15 protein-coding genes are annotated in these 14,565 nt (G+C 68.0%); 11 read left to right on the forward strand and 4 right to left on the reverse strand.

Annotated features, from left to right (window positions below):
- Positions 1-8: 8 nt before the first annotated feature.
- Positions 9-749: an SGNH/GDSL hydrolase family protein gene (locus E3O65_RS06820; protein WP_134362976.1), complete on the forward strand. Its 741-nt coding sequence runs from the start codon at positions 9-11 to the stop codon at positions 747-749.
- Positions 750-759: 10 nt separating this feature from the next.
- A complete protein-coding gene (locus E3O65_RS06825) occupies positions 760-1,407 on the forward strand; it encodes a nucleoside/nucleotide kinase family protein (protein WP_134362977.1) in 648 nt (215 codons plus the stop codon).
- Here the strand turns inward: E3O65_RS06825 and E3O65_RS06830 are convergent.
- Complete coding sequence (locus tag E3O65_RS06830; protein ID WP_134362978.1) at positions 1,400-2,266, reverse strand: hypothetical protein; 867 nt, start codon at positions 2,264-2,266, stop codon at positions 1,400-1,402. The genes E3O65_RS06825 and E3O65_RS06830 overlap by 8 nt on opposite strands.
- Positions 2,267-2,387: 121 nt before the next feature.
- On the opposite strand from E3O65_RS06830, the gene E3O65_RS06835 reads away from it, so the two are divergent.
- Positions 2,388-3,938 (forward strand): SDR family oxidoreductase, encoded by a 1,551-nt coding sequence (locus tag E3O65_RS06835; RefSeq protein ID WP_134362979.1) that lies wholly within the window; start codon positions 2,388-2,390, stop codon positions 3,936-3,938.
- 314 nt (positions 3,939-4,252) lie between these two features.
- Positions 4,253-4,813, forward strand: coding sequence for a GDSL-type esterase/lipase family protein (locus E3O65_RS06840; protein WP_134362980.1), 561 nt, complete (start codon positions 4,253-4,255; stop codon positions 4,811-4,813).
- 178 nt (positions 4,814-4,991) lie between these two features.
- On the opposite strand, the gene E3O65_RS16655 is transcribed toward E3O65_RS06840, so the two are convergent.
- Positions 4,992-5,159 (reverse strand): hypothetical protein, encoded by a 168-nt coding sequence (locus E3O65_RS16655; RefSeq protein WP_166785677.1) that lies wholly within the window; start codon positions 5,157-5,159, stop codon positions 4,992-4,994.
- Between the two features lie 130 nt (positions 5,160-5,289).
- A complete protein-coding gene (locus E3O65_RS06845; RefSeq protein ID WP_134362981.1) occupies positions 5,290-5,568 on the reverse strand; it encodes a metal-sensitive transcriptional regulator in 279 nt (92 codons plus the stop codon).
- 210 nt (positions 5,569-5,778) lie between these two features.
- Here E3O65_RS06845 and E3O65_RS06850 point away from each other — a divergent pair, with 210 nt between their 5' ends.
- The 4 genes from E3O65_RS06850 (at position 5,779) to E3O65_RS06865 (ending at position 11,523) form a co-directional block, all read left to right on the forward strand.
- On the forward strand, positions 5,779-7,602 hold the full coding sequence (locus tag E3O65_RS06850; RefSeq protein ID WP_134362982.1) for a DUF2207 domain-containing protein: 1,824 nt from the start codon (positions 5,779-5,781) through the stop codon (positions 7,600-7,602).
- A gap of 62 nt (positions 7,603-7,664) precedes the next feature.
- A complete protein-coding gene (locus tag E3O65_RS06855; RefSeq protein ID WP_134362983.1) occupies positions 7,665-8,000 on the forward strand; it encodes a DUF6804 family protein in 336 nt (111 codons plus the stop codon).
- A 204-nt stretch (positions 8,001-8,204) separates the two neighbouring features.
- The gene (locus tag E3O65_RS06860) at positions 8,205-10,385 is read left to right on the forward strand and encodes a DEAD/DEAH box helicase (RefSeq protein ID WP_134362984.1); all 2,181 of its coding nucleotides are present in this window, start codon (positions 8,205-8,207) and stop codon (positions 10,383-10,385) included.
- A gap of 109 nt (positions 10,386-10,494) precedes the next feature.
- A complete protein-coding gene (locus E3O65_RS06865; RefSeq protein WP_134362985.1) occupies positions 10,495-11,523 on the forward strand; it encodes a 6-phosphofructokinase in 1,029 nt (342 codons plus the stop codon).
- A gap of 93 nt (positions 11,524-11,616) precedes the next feature.
- Here E3O65_RS06865 and E3O65_RS06870 read toward each other — a convergent pair whose 3' ends face one another.
- A complete protein-coding gene (locus E3O65_RS06870; RefSeq protein WP_134362986.1) occupies positions 11,617-11,871 on the reverse strand; it encodes a mycoredoxin in 255 nt (84 codons plus the stop codon).
- Positions 11,872-11,931: 60 nt separating this feature from the next.
- On the opposite strand from E3O65_RS06870, the gene E3O65_RS06875 reads away from it, so the two are divergent.
- From E3O65_RS06875 to E3O65_RS06885, 3 genes are all read left to right on the forward strand, one after another.
- Positions 11,932-12,405, forward strand: coding sequence for an 8-oxo-dGTP diphosphatase (locus E3O65_RS06875; protein ID WP_134362987.1), 474 nt, complete (start codon positions 11,932-11,934; stop codon positions 12,403-12,405).
- Positions 12,406-12,494: 89 nt separating this feature from the next.
- The gene (locus E3O65_RS06880; RefSeq protein ID WP_134362988.1) at positions 12,495-13,685 is read left to right on the forward strand and encodes an inorganic phosphate transporter; all 1,191 of its coding nucleotides are present in this window, start codon (positions 12,495-12,497) and stop codon (positions 13,683-13,685) included.
- Positions 13,682-14,014, forward strand: a complete 333-nt coding sequence (locus E3O65_RS06885) for a peptidase (protein ID WP_134362989.1) — start codon at positions 13,682-13,684, stop codon at positions 14,012-14,014. Before E3O65_RS06880 ends, E3O65_RS06885 begins: the two co-directional genes overlap by 4 nt.
- Positions 14,015-14,565: the final 551 nt, after the last annotated feature.

Below are 14,565 nucleotides of genomic sequence, written 5' to 3' on the forward strand. Positions count from 1 at the left end.
CTCGGGGCGTGCCCATTTTCTCGTTTACGCGACTGGCCGCGGTGCCCTACGCGCCGCAGCTCGTGAGGCAGGCGCGGCGGCTGCGCCGCGACACGCCCCGGCTGCCCGACGCCGCCCTCCCGTGGACCGGGTCCCGGCCCGGGCCCGACCCGCTGCGCATCCTCGTGCTCGGCGACTCGACCGCTGCCGGCGTGGGCGCGGAGACCCAGGCCGAGGCGTTGCCCGGCTGGATCGCGCACGAGGTGTCCGCGCGGTGGGGCCGCGGTAGCACCTGGCGCGCGATCGGTGAGAACGGCGCCACGGCCAGGGACGTGCGTGAGCGCTTCCTGACGGATGCTGCGGCCGTCCCCTTCGACCTGGCCCTGCTGACCATCGGAGCGAACGACGCCCTGGGACTACGGTCGCGCAACGCCTTCACCCGGGATGTGCGCCGGATCGTGCTCGCCTTGCGGGCCGCGGCACCGCAGGCGGCCGTGCTCGTCTCGCTCATGCCGCGCTTCGACCGCTTCGCACTGCTGCCGGAACCGCTGCGCGCCACCCTGGCCCGGCACGCCGCGAGCCTCGACACCGGCGCCCGGCTGGCCGTGGGCGACCTCGACGGGGTCGTCGCGATCCCGACCCCGCCACCCTACGTCGAGGGCTTCTTCGCGAGCGACGAGTTCCACCCGAGCGCGCTCGGATACCGGCTCTGGGCCGAGTTCGTCTTCGACTCGGCTCCCGGCCTGGACCTCCGCCGCCAGGCCGGCTGAGGCTGCCCCGATGGCAGTGCTCCGCACCCTCGACGAGGTCGTCGCGGCCGTCCTGGCGGTCGACCGCGAACGCCGTCTGCGGGCGACGGATGCCGGAACGCGCACCATCGTCGGTCTGGCCGGCGCCCCGGGGTCGGGCAAGTCGACCGTGGGGGAGGCCCTCGTCGCCCGTTTGGACGACCGCGCGCAGCTGGTGTCGATGGACGGTTTCCACCTGCATCAGGCCCGCCTTGTCGAGCTGGGCCGGCGCGACCGGATGGGGGCCCCTGACACCTTCGACGTCGACGGATTCGTGGCGCTGCTGCGGCAGCTCCGGACGGCTCGGGGCACCGTGGTGGCACCCGGGTTCGACCGGGAGATCGAGGAACGGACCCCCGGCGCCATTCGGATCGGCCGGGAACGGAGCCTCGTGGTGGTGGAGGGCAACTACCTCCTGCACGACGAGGGCGGCTGGGCCGCGGCCCGCCCGCTGCTCGACCTGACCCTGTTTGTGGCGCTGGAGCGGGGCATCCGCCTTCGCCGGCTCACGGCCCGGCACGAGCGCTACGGCAAGACGGCTGCCCAGGCCCGGGCCTGGGCCCTCGGCCCCGATGAGGCCAACGCGCGGCTGATCGAGCGCACCCGCGGGCGGGCCGACCACGAGCTTCGGCTCACCTGATCTGGTCGGGCCGCAGGGCCCCAGGCCGCGCGGTCACGTTGCCCGGCACGCTGCGGCAGCCGCACCGCTCGTGCGGCCGGTAGCCGCGGCGCGTCGGTAACCCGGAGTCGCCGTCGAAGACGAGTGCCGACGCGGTCAGGGTCGAACGCCCGAGCACCAGCCGGTCGTGGGCGATCCCGGCCACGAGGGCGGCCACGTCGAGGCCGGTCCGGGGGGTCTCCGTGGTGGCCCGTCGGCTCAGCAGCTGGCAGGCGATGGCCGCCCAGGACGGGTCGGAATCCAGGCGGGCCAGCTCCAGGCAGGAGAGGCAGGGCCCCACTCCCGGCTCGACCAGCGGGCCGATGCGTACCTCGCTGTCGCTGAACACCACGGGCAGGTGCGGCACGTCCCGCCGCAGCCAGTGCCCGTGCCGCTCCGGTTCGAGCGCGTAATGCCCGACGAGCACGGCCAGGCCGGTGGCCTGGTCGTCGGAGCCGGTCAGCCGCAGCCCCAGGGTGCCGAGCAGTGACCCGATCAGCGCTCCGGTCGGCCCGGACCCGTCCACGCAGACCGCGGGCGGGACATCCGGTTCGGCACACTCGGTGGGCGGCGGGGCCGGGCTCGGCAAGGGCTCCCCGGTCACCAGCAGGGCGGGTCGCAGGGCGCGGAGCAGCCCCAGGATCGCATCGTCGGATGCCCCGCCCTCCCGACCGATCATGAGAGCGCCGGAGCGGGGCACCCCCGCGGCCAGTGCGGCCAGCACGCGCTCGAGCCCGTCGCTCATGGCGGTGATCACGACGAGCGGGTGGTCGATGCCGATCTGGATGCTGCGAGGAGAACGCCACACCACCGGATGCCGCGGGTCGAGTCGAAGAGTCATGCAGCGATGATGCCGCACTCGCCCGCCAGCCCGCGCGAGTCATCCACAGCCTCGGTCGCGGCGCCTGCCCGATCGGCCCGATCCTCGGCGTCAGTCCAGCAACCGCCTCTAGGCTTTCACCATGACGACGCAACGACGTGTACTTGTGACCGGCGCCACCGGCTATATCGGCGGCCGGCTCGTTCCCCTGCTGCTGGAGGCCGGCTACGACGTGCGCGTGCTCGTGCGCACCCCGCTGAAACTGAAGGATGTCCCGTGGGTGGGCCAGGTGCAGGTGGTCGAGGGCGATCTCGGCGACCTGGCCAGTGTGCGGTCCGCCGTGACCGACATCGACGTGCTCTACTACCTGGTTCACTCGATGGGAACCCGCGGCGACTTCGAGAGCACGGAACGTCTCGCTGCCACCAACGTGGCCACAGCCGCCGCCGAGGCCGGCGTCTCTCGCATGGTCTACCTGGGCGGGCTGCACCCCGACACCGAGGAACTCTCCCAGCACCTGCGCTCCCGGGCCGAGGTCGGTCGGATCCTGCTCGAATCCGGCGTTCCGACGGCCGCCCTGCAGGCTGGGGTCGTGATCGGATCCGGCTCCACGTCGTTCGAGATGATCCGGCACCTGACTGATGTGCTGCCGTACATGCCGGCTCCACAGTGGGTGCGCAACAAGATCCAGCCCATCGCTGTGCGCGACGTGCTCTACTACCTCGTCGCGGCGGCGGAGCTCCCCGCCGATGCCAATCGCACCTTCGACATCGGTGGCCCCGACGTGCTGCGCTATGGCCAGATGATGAACGGCTACGCCCTCGAGGCCGGTTTGCGCCAGCGCCCCATCGCTTCCCTGCCGGTCTTCACCCCCTGGCTGGCTTCGCAGTGGGTCAACCTGGTCACCCCGATCCCGCGCAGCCTTGCCGTGCCCATCATTGCGTCCCTGCAGAATGACTGCGTGGTGCACGAACGCGACATCGACCAGTACATCCCGCAGCCGAAGGAGGGCCTGACCGGCTATCGCACCGCCGTTCGCCTGGCGCTCGGTCGCATGCGCGACGGCGATGTTGAGACCAGCTGGCAGAACGCGTCGATCGCGGGCGCGTCGAGCAACCCGCTGCCCAGTGACCCCGAATGGGCCGGGCACCTGGTGTACACCGACCTCAAGGAGAAGCACACCGCGGCAAAGCCGGAGGACCTGTGGCGCGTGATCGAGAGCATCGGCGGCGACAACGGCTGGTATTCGTTCCCGGTGGCCTGGGCCATCCGCGGGTGGATGGACAAGATCGTCGGCGGCGTCGGCCTGCGCCGCGGTCGCCGCAACCCCGACCATCTGCACACCGGCGACGTGCTGGACTTCTGGCGGGTCGAACGTATCGACAGGGGCAGATTCCTGCGCCTGCGCGCCGAGATGCGGGTTCCCGGTCGAGCGTGGCTGGAGATGACCGCGGAGCCGACCGCTGACGGCGGCTCGGTCTACCGCCAGCGTGCTGTTTTCTTCCCCCGGGGCCTCGGCGGCCGGCTCTACTGGTTCTCGATCCTGCCGTTCCACGGCGTCATCTTCAGCGGCATGGCCAACCGGATCACGGCCGCGGCCATCGGGGAAGCCGCCGTGGAAGCGGCCGTGACGAAAGCAGCCGACGGAGACGCATCCGCTTCGGACGTACCCGTAGTCGGCCGCGCCTCCTGACCCGTCAGCCGTTTGGTCACCCGGACTCTTCCGGCCGTGAGGCCAAGTCGGGCCAGCGAGTGTGGCCAACTCAGGACATCCGTCGATCAGGTTCGTGAGTGGCCACGGATCAGTGCGGAACCACGGTGGATGCGCGGGGTGGCCCGCGCGGATCTCCTGAGTTGGCCACACCACCCGCCGAGTCCGGCGTAGCGCGTTTGTGGTTCAGGCATCCATCGGGGCGCCAGCCGAGGCCGAACCGATCGATGATGCCTCGCTCGCCTAGCAGGTTTGGCGCCCGCGATGCACTATGGAAGGGGGCGAGGGAGGCTGTGATGTCGTCATCTGTGCTGTTCATCGGGGATGGGCTCACCGCGAACGGGCTCTGGGCGGACTGGCTTCCCGACTACGACGTGCACAATCTCGGCGCGAACGGCAAGACCACGGACGAGGTTATCGCCGAACTCGACCAGGTCGTCGACCGGCAGCCGGACGCCGTCGTGGTCGAGGTCGGTACAAACGACCTGGGCTGGCACCGTTCGGACGAGTACATCGTGCGCAACATGGAGACGGTGCTCTGCTCACTTCGCAAGCGGCTGCCAACCGTGCGCATTCTGATCGTGTCGGTGCCGCCGCGCGAGCGCGAACTCGCCGGCATCGTGCGCTCGGTCAACCGTCACCTGCGCCAATTCGCGCCAACCCAGCACGCCCAATACCTCGACCTGTGGGGGCGCTTGGCCCAGCCCGACGGTGAAATCGAGGCCGCCTACTCGGATGACCGGCTACACCTGAATGATGCGGCTTACGCGGTCTGGGTGAGTGAACTCAAACCCGCACTCCAGTCCTTGTTCCAGTGCCCGCCGTCGAGCACCGCGCTTCCGATCCAGCAGATCTGAATCCACCAGACTGACGCCACGGCGGTTCGCGCGAACCAGATGAACTGCCGCCCCTTCGCCCCGAACGAATTCGACGGTGATTTTGTCGAAAGTGCCGCTCAAACGTCCGAAAGAGCGGTTTCAGGCCGAAATCTCCGTCGAATTGGTTCGACGCCGGGATCCTCAGCGGTGCCGAAGGCTAGAGCGTGGGGAGGTGGGCCGTGACCTGCTCGTCGAGCTCAAGTTCCGGCTGGCGCTCACGGAAGAGACTGAGCTGGCGCTGGCGGTATTCGCCGACCAGGTTGGTGATGTCGTGGTGGTCGGTGTGGCCTGCGTTGTTCGGCAGGGCTGAAGAATCTGAATTCACGGGGGACCCAATCCGTCTCGGGTAACGACCGGTGCGTTTCGGGGTGAACGACCGATGCTCGGGTTGAGAGCATTCGAGTGACGCTATTTGATTCCACGGATGATGTCAACGCGACAGCGTGCCCTCTCGTTCAGCCACGGTTGTTGTTGAGTTCGAAGACCTTGAGAAGTTCCGCGATGGCGGTCTGGCGTTCCTCTCCTCCCGCCTCGAACATGTCGGTCACGTGCGTCTGGAGGTGATTGTCGACGAGGAGCTTGTTGAGAGAGCCCAGCGACTTCTGGATGGAGAGCGACTGAGTCAGGATGTCGATGCAGTAGTCCTCGTTCTCGATCATCTTCTCCAGGCCGCGCATCTGACCCTCCAGGATGCGGGCACGGTGCAGGGCACGCCGTTTGATGTCTTCGATCATGGAATTACAGTACCGTGAGTCGGAATACCCCAGAGGGGTATGTTTGATGGTCGTGATCCGGCTCGGTGACGTCGGGGACGTCGGGGACCCACCGTGTCGGACACGGTTGACGTCTCCAGCGAAGGCATGACCGGCGCCAGCCCGTTCGTGATGCTGAACAGCCTGCGCCTATACGGCTTCCGGCAGTCGGCGGCTGAGTAGAGTGAAAGCATGCGTCGTGCAGTGATATCCCTGTTCACAGCCATACTCGGAGGCCTTGCCGTGCTGGGTCTGTCCGTTCCCAGTCTCGCCGCGGCTGCACCGGCCGCTCCGCCGTCCATCGTTTCGGCGGGCACCGACGACTTCACCTTCGACTCGTGGCACTCCGAGTTCGAGCTGGCGCTGACCACCGACGGTCATTCCCGCCTCACCACCACCGAGACGATCGTGGCCCGGTTCCCGGAGACCGACCAGAACCGTGGCATCCTGCGCGCCATCCCCACCCACTACGACGGGCATCCGACCGACCTCGAACTGGTCAGCGTGACCGACGAGAACGGTCGAAATCGCGGCATCGACACCACAACGACCAGTGAGGATGGCGGAGACGAGTTCCTGGAGGTGACGATCGCCGCCGACGATTACGCGCACGGCGCGCAGACCTACGTCATCACCTACAAGCAAGTCGACGTCGCGCTCGAGCCGGAGGACGCCCCGATCCAGGAGTTCTACCGGGAGGTCAACGGCACCGGCTGGGCTCAGCCGTTCGGCGACGTGTCCGCCACCCTCACGGTCGACCCGGACGTCGCACCCCGGCTCACCGGGGAGGCCGCCTGCTACCAGGGCACCTCTGACTCGTCGGAAACCTGCGCCTCGCTGTCGACGGATGCTGCGGGCGAAGCCGTGACGATCGAGATCACCGCCGGGGCGCTCGGCCCGGCCGAGGGGCTGACCCTGGCGGTCGGGTTCGAGCCGGGCACCTTCGTTCCCCGCGACCAGTCGTTCACGGCGAACCCGCTCCCGGGCATCGGCCTCGCCGCGGCGCTGTTCGGACTGATCGTCGCGGGTCTCGCGATCGTCGCCCGGGCCACCCGGTGGCGAAACGCGCCGGGCCGGCCGACCATCATCGCCGAGTATCTTCCGCCGAAGGGCGTGAACCTGCTCGTGGCCGGCAATGTGACCCGCACCAGCGGCAAGGCCATGACCGCCCAGTTCCTCAGCTTCGCGGTGCGCGGCAACGTGCGGGTGCTGGAGGATGAGGGCAAGAAGCACTACATGCTCGAGCTGCAGCACACCCGAGACCTCGACACCAGTGAGCAGGCCGTGCTGCGGCTGCTGTTCCCGGGTCTGCACGCGGGCAGGAGCCGCGACCTCACGACGAAGGACACCACGCTGGGCACCGGGCTGACCAAGCAGCTTCAGGCGGTCCTGAAGCAGGTGCTGGCCGACGGGCTGCGGGTGGAGAAGGGAGGCCGGCCGCGTCGGTGGCTGATCGCCGGCGCCGTGTTCACCGGCATCCTGACCCTGGTCGGCTGCGTGGGGGCGTTCATCACCGAGGTCGGCGGGGGCTGGCCGGTCCTGGTTCTGGTGCTGGGGATCGCCGCCTCGGTCACGACCCTCACCGCCGTCGCGAGCGTGCGGCCCTTCACCGCGGCCGGCGCCGAGCTGCGCGACTACCTCGCCGGTGTGAAGCTGTACATCGACACCGCCGAGGCCGACCGGCTGCGGGTGCTGCAGAGCCCCGTCGGAGCGCTGCGGTCGCCCTACCGGCCGGACCCGGCATCCGTTCTCGGTCGGCCCGGCCTGCCTGACCCCGGGCAGCCGGGGCAGGTGCTGAAGCTCTACGAACGGCTGCTGCCGTTCGCGGTGCTGTTCGGCCAGGAGAAGGAATGGTCGCGGGTGTTGGGCGAGTACTACGCCCGGAGCAACGCGCAGCCCGACTGGTACGCTGGAAATGCTCCGTTCAACCCGGTCTGGTTCGCCGCCGGGTTGAGCTCGTTCACGAGCTCCACCTCGGCCTCCTGGTCGGGAAGCGCGTCGAGTTCTTCCAGCTAAGGTTCGGGTGGGGGAGGCTCGGTGGGCGGCGGTGGAGGCGGCGGCGGAGGAGGAGGCGTCTGATGGGCACCCCGGTAGAACCCGGATTCACGCGGTCCGCTCTGGCCCCCGGCCTGCTCGGGGCCGTCGCCCTGCTAGGCGGGCTGGCACTGCTGGACTCGGCGAGCTTCGTGATCATCCGCTACACCGTCAGCATCCTCGCGCTGATCATCTGCGTCTTCGCCATCCAGTCGAAGGCGTGGCTGTGGCTGATCGGGCTGGTACCGATCGCGGTGCTCTGGAACCCCGTCGTCGTGATCGAGCTGTCCGGGCAGGGCTGGGTCTCCGCCCAATTCATCGCCGCCCTCGTCTTCATCGTCGTCGGAGTCAGGACCAAGGTGCCGGTGCACCGGGATTGATGCACGGGCGTAGACTGAATCCACGTCGTGAAAGCCCGCGTACCGTCTTGACCGTGCCGCTGCATCACAAATGCTGGTGGCACGAATATGGTTGACACGTTGCTCGATTCAGGCTTCGACGTATCGTTCGCATCGGTGCCCACGGGCGCCGCACCACGTCGAGTACGGCCTGTGTCTGCCGTGCTGCTGTGAAGTTGGAGAAGAATGGCTTACACCCGCCACCAGGCCGCCGGTTCGAACAACCGAGTTGCCGCCGCAGGTCGCGCACGTCAACGACCGCGGTCACGCGACGATGACGCGCCCATCATCCCGATCCTCGCCCGCAAGGTGCGTGAGGTGGAGGCCAAGGCGCAGACCGGCGCCAAGCTGGGTCCGACCAACCGCACCAAGTACCAGGTCATCGCGCTGCTCATGCGCGAGGAGCGCGCGCGGGTCAAGGGCGACAAGGAACTCACCGACGCGAACCGCGCCGAACTACTCAAACGCCTCGACGGCATCGCCCAGATTCTGGCCAAGACGGCAGCCCGCGACACGAGCCTGATCACGCTGCTCGAACCGGATGCCGGCGTATCCACGGTCGCACAGCGTTTCCGCCGCGACTGGCTGATCGAGTCCGGCGCCGAACTGACCCCCGACGAACTCATCATCACCCGCGAACCGGAGGCCAAGGCCGAGGTCCCGGTGAACCAGGTCATCCCGCAGTCGGTCAAGGCGCGCCAGCTCGCCAACCCGTTCCTGGCCCCCGATTTCAGTGCCGCTGCGGTCCAGCCGGTCGTCTCCGGCCGCCGGCTCGCCAACTGGGAGCTCATCGGCCCCCTCTTCAAGTCCTTCGAGTACGGCTCCGGCGGCCAGGCCGCCAGCATGGACCTGCCCGAGGCGCCCCGCGTCGACCGGCTCTCACCTCGCGGCATGGAGCTGATGCGACACCAGGCCCGCTTCGTTGAGAGCGCGCGACTGGGCCACCGCAGCTATCTCCTCGCCGACGAACCTGGCCTCGGCAAGACAGCGCAGAGCCTGCTCGCGGCATCCGTCAGCGGGTCCTACCCGTTGCTGGCGATCGTGCCCAACGTCGTCAAGATGAACTGGGTGCGCGAGGTCGAACTGTGGACGCCGAACCGCCGGGCCACGGTCATCCACGGCGACGGCGACACCCTCGACGCGTTCGCGGACGTCGTCATCGTCAACTACGACGTGCTTGATCGGCACCGCACCTGGCTGGGCACCCTCGGCTTCAAGGGCATGGTCGTCGACGAGGCGCACTTCATCAAGAACCTGCAGTCGCAGCGGTCCAAGCATGTGCTGGCCCTTGCCGAGCAGATCCGGCGTCGCACGCCGGGCGGAAATCCGCTGCTGATGGCTCTGACCGGAACCCCGTTGATCAACGACGTCGACGATTTCCGCGCGATCTGGCAGTTCCTCGGCTGGATTGACGGCGACAAACCGACGTCCCGGCTGATGCAGAAACTTGAAGAGATCGGGCTGACCCCTGCCGACCCCGGCTTCTACGCCGAGGCACGCGCCGCCGTGATCGACCTCGGCATCGTGCGCCGTCGCAAGGTCGACGTCGCCGCCGACCTGCCGGCCAAGCGCATTGCCGACATTCCGGTGGAGCTGGACGACGACCTCGGCCGCTCCATCCGCCAGGCAGAGCGGGAACTCGCCGCCCGACTGGTCACCCGCTACCACTCCCTCGTCGTAGCCCGCCACCCGGGGCAGACGCCGCCCGTGCTCGACGGGGAGGCGCGCGCAGCGTTCATCCGCGCCGTCGCGCGCGCCGAACTCGAGGAGTCGAAGGGCCAGTCCACCGGTGAGAACGTCTTCACCATGGTGCGCAAGATCGGCCAGGCGAAGGCCGCCCTTGCCGCGGACTACGCCGTGCAGCTGGCGCACTCGGTAGGCAAGGTCGTCTTCTTCGCCAAGCACATCGACGTGATGGATGCCGCGGAAGACATCTTCGCCAAGCGCGGACTGCGCACGGTCTCCCTGCGCGGCGACCAGAGCGCCCTGGCCCGCCAGGCCGCCATCGACTCCTTCAACGACGACCCGGGGGTTGCCGTCGTGGTCTGTTCCCTGTCGGCCGCCGGAGTCGGGGTCAACCTGCAGGCCGCCTCCAACGTCGTGCTCGCCGAGCTTAGCTGGACCGCCGCGGAGCAGACGCAGGCCATCGACCGGGTGCACCGTATCGGTCAGGACGAGCCGGTCACCGCGTGGCGGATCATCGCCGCACACACCATCGACGCTCGCATCGCCGAACTCATCGGGAGCAAGCAGGGCCTCGCTGCCCGTGCCCTCGACGGCGGCGCGGAAGAGATCTCGTCCGCCGATTCCGTGCAGGCCAGCGCCCTGATCTACCTGCTGACCCTGGCACTCGACGGGGAGTTGTAGAACGCGCCCCTCACCGGCGTGGATTTGAAGCGGGCCCTGTCTGGGGTCCATCATTGGGTGGCGGTGTAGGCGCCAATATGATCACTCGTGCAACAAGGAGCAACGACAAATGAAAATTGGTATCCTCACCAGCGGCGGAGACTGCCCCGGACTAAACGCGGTTATTCGCGGTTCCGTCCTTAAAGGTGTCCGCGTCCTCGATGCCGAATTCGTCGGCATCCGCAACGGCTGGAAAGGCCTGGTCGAGGGCGACTTTATGACACTGGACCGTCACAGCGTGCGCGGTCTCTCGCGGCAGGGCGGCACCATCCTCGGTAGCTCCCGCACGAACCCGTTCGAGGGTGAAAACGGCGGCCCCATTAACATTCAGAAGACGATGGACGCGGAAGGTATCGACGCGATCATCGCGATCGGTGGCGAGGGCACCCTCACCGCTGCACGTCGTCTGACGGATGCCGGCCTGCAGATCGTCGGCGTCCCCAAGACCATCGACAACGACCTCGAGGCCACCGACTACTCGTTCGGCTTCAACACCGCCGTCGAGATCGCCACCGAGGCCATCGACCGCCTGCGCACCACGGCCGAATCCCACGGTCGCTGCATGATCGTCGAGGTCATGGGTCGTCACGTGGGCTGGATCGCCCTGCACTCCGGTATGGCCGGTGGCGCCCACGCCATCCTGATTCCCGAGCAGCCGCAGACAATCGAGCAGATCTGCGAATGGGTCATGCACGTGCGCGACCGCGGCCGCGCACCCGTGCTCGTCGTCTCCGAGGGCTTCAAGCTCGCCGGAATGGACGAAGCGCTCTCCACCAAGGGCCTCGACGCGTTCAACCGCCCCCGCCTCGGTGGCATCAGCGAGATGATCGCCCCGATGATCGAGGAGCGCACAGGCATCGAGTCCCGTGCCACCGTCCTCGGCCACACTCAGCGCGGCGGCGCTCCGTCGGCCTACGACCGGGTGCTCGCCACCCGCCTCGGCATGGCGGCGGTCGATGCCGTCTTCGCCGGCCAGTGGGGTTCCATGGTCTCCCTGCGCGGCACCGACATGGAAATCGTCAGCATCGCCGACGCGACAATCGGTTTGAAGACCGTGCCGCAGGCGCGCTACGACGAGGCCGCGGTGCTGTTCGGCTAAACCCGTACGCCACCGGAAGGGTTCCGGTTCGATATCCGCGGCCGGCCGCGGTCGAATCGGAACCCCTTCAGTCTGACAGGCGGTTCGGGTGACTCAGGCGAGCTTGGCCTGAACCTGCGCGAGCGACGGGTTCGTGGCGCTCGATCCGTCCGGATACAGGATGGTCGGAACCGTGCGGTTCCCGTTGTTCAGGCTCATCACGAGTTCCGAGGTGCCCTCGACCTCTTCAACGTTGATTTCGGTGTAGCCGATGCCGGCCTTGACCAGCTGTGTCTTCAGGCGCGTGCAGTAGCCGCACCACGTAGTCGTGAACATGGTGATGGTTCCGGATTCAGGCACAAAATTCATATGGGCAGAATATCAAGTCGTGCTGACAGAGCGCCGGTAAACCCTCGCTAGCATGAGGGAATGTCTCTCCCGCAGGTCTGCGTGTGCTACCTCACCCGCCGTTCCCCGTCGGGGGAGCTGCAGGTGCTGCTCGGTCGCAAGAAGAAGGGCCTTGGCCGGGGCAACATTGTCGGGCTCGGCGGCAAACTCGAGCCGGGGGAGAGCGCCGTGCAGGCGATGGTGCGGGAAATCGAGGAGGAGTCCGGCCTGGTTGTGGCGGCATCCGCCCTCACCCCGTTGGGCCTGCTGACCTACCTGTTTCCGCACCGGGAGGCGTGGAGCCAGCAGTCGAGCGTGTTCGTCTGTGACGAATGGACGGGCACGCCGCGCGAGTCTGACGAGCTGAACCCGGTCTGGTTCGACGTGGCCGCGCTGCCGGTCGACGAGATGTGGGACGACGCGCGGCACTGGCTGCCGGGAGTGCTCGCCGGCACCCCGGTGCGGGCCACCTTCACCTTCGGGTCCGATCTCGCCACGGTGGTCGACCGACTCTGAATTGACCTGCCTCTTCGGGAGTGTCAGGATCGTTACTGATTTGCAGCTTGAGATAACCCCGGCTGTCACGCCCCCAACGAAAGACGCCGGTGGATTTCACCCTGATCGTGGCGCTTGTGATTGCGCTCGCACTGATTTTTGACTTCACCAACGGTTTTCACGACACCGCGAATGCCATGGCCACGCCCATCGCCACCGGTGCCATGCGCCCGAAGGTCGCGGTGGGACTTGCCGCCGTGCTCAACCTGGTCGGAGCCTTCCTCTCCACCGAGGTGGCCAAGACCATCTCCGGCGGCATCATCAAGGAGGGCGACGCGGGCGTGCAGATCACCCCCGAGATCATCTTCGCCGGCCTGATCGGTGCCATCGTCTGGAACCTGATCACCTGGCTGCGTGGGCTGCCGTCCAGCTCGAGCCACGCCCTGTTCGGCGGGCTGATCGGTGCCACGATCATCGGTGTCGGCTCACAGGCCGTCGCCTACGACGTCGTGCTGGCCAAGGTCATCCTGCCCGCGCTGATCGCCCCGCTCACGGTGGGCATCGTGGCCTTCCTTGCTACCAAGCTCGCCTACTCCATCACCCGCCGTGACGCCGGCAAAGCGGATGGCCGCGGCGGCTTCCGCTATGCGCAGATCTTCTCGTCATCGCTCGTCGCCCTGGCGCATGGAACCAATGACGCCCAGAAGACCATGGGCGTCATTACCCTCACCCTGATCGCGAGTGGGATGCAGGACGTCGGCACCGGCCCGCAGCTCTGGGTCATCACCACCTGCGCCCTTGCGATCGCAATCGGCACCTACACGGGCGGCTGGCGCATCATCCTGACCATGGGTCGCGGACTCACCGAGATCAAGCCGGCCCAGGGCTTCGCGGCGGAGACCAGCACCGCGGCCACCATCCTCGCGTCCAGCCACCTCGGCTTCGCCCTCTCCACCACGCAGGTGGCCTCCGGATCGGTGATCGGTTCGGGTCTGGGTCGTCGCGGCTCGACCGTGCGCTGGGGCATGGCGGGCCAGATAGCTCTCGGCTGGGTGCTCACCCTGCCGGCGTCGGCCATTATGGGTGCTTTCGCGGCCGGCCTGGCCCTGATCGGCCCGATCGGCATCGTGCTCGACCTGGTGGTCGGCTCCCTGGTTGTGGCCCTGTTGTTCCGTCGGTCCCGTACGAGTCGGGTCACGCACGACAATCTGCACGACATCGACGACGCCGGGCGGGTCGTGAAAATCCGGAAGACTCCCCGCAAGGTCACCCGCAAGGACCGGAAGAGGGTCGCACTGTGATCGATTGGGCCGCTTTCTTCGTCGTCGCGGCTGCCGCGCTCGTCTCCTCCGCCGTCGTCGTGAGCCTGTATTCGCTCGGACTGCGACTGCTTACAACCGCTGGCCGCGTTCCTGTGGTCGAGCCGGCCGAGTTCACGGGGGCCATCACCGTGCTCACTCCCAAGCGCGCGGCCAAGGAAGCCAAGCGGGCGCGCAAGGCGGCGTCCGCCAACCCGTTGAGTCCTCTGCAGAAGCAGATCGCTTTGCTGGGGGCCTACGCCTGTTTCGTGCTCTGCAGCGCGGCAGTGCTCTACGGGGTCTACCTGATCGTGCCAGCCCTGCACCGCTGACGCGCAGCGTCCGCGCCGCATCTCTCGTTCTGGTCGAGAGTGCTCGTTCCGCCGATCACTCTCGCCGGGTGCGTGGCCGCGCGGTAGCTGCGTGGCCGCGCGGTAGCTGCGCCGCTGTGCGGGAGCTGCGCCGCTGTGCGGGAGCTGCGCCGCTGTGCGGGTGGCACGCCATGCGCGCAGCGGCGCAGCATGCGCTCGACGCCGAGTTCGGGGGCCGATGAGTTGGGGCGACTCCCGGCATCCGACGGTTGAGGCGGCAGAGTCCCCGGACGCGAGGTGCCGGCAGTTGTTGAAGGTGGCGCGAACGGATGCTGCCGCGAACGGTCTCACACGCTCGCGGCGAACCCTGTGGAGCGGGGCGCACGGTAGAACCTGCGCCGCGAGTGAGAACCTGCGCCGCGAGTGACAACCTGCGCCGCGCGGGGGTCGTCGCATATGGCGCGAACGGATGCTGCCGCGAACGGTCGCACACGCTCGTGGCGAACCCTGTGGAGCGGGGCGCACGGTAGAACCTGCGCCGCGAGTGAGAACCTGCGCCGCGAGCGAGAACC

The organism is Cryobacterium breve, assembly GCF_004402375.1.
Taxonomy (GTDB): Bacteria; Actinomycetota; Actinomycetes; order Actinomycetales; family Microbacteriaceae; genus Cryobacterium; species Cryobacterium breve.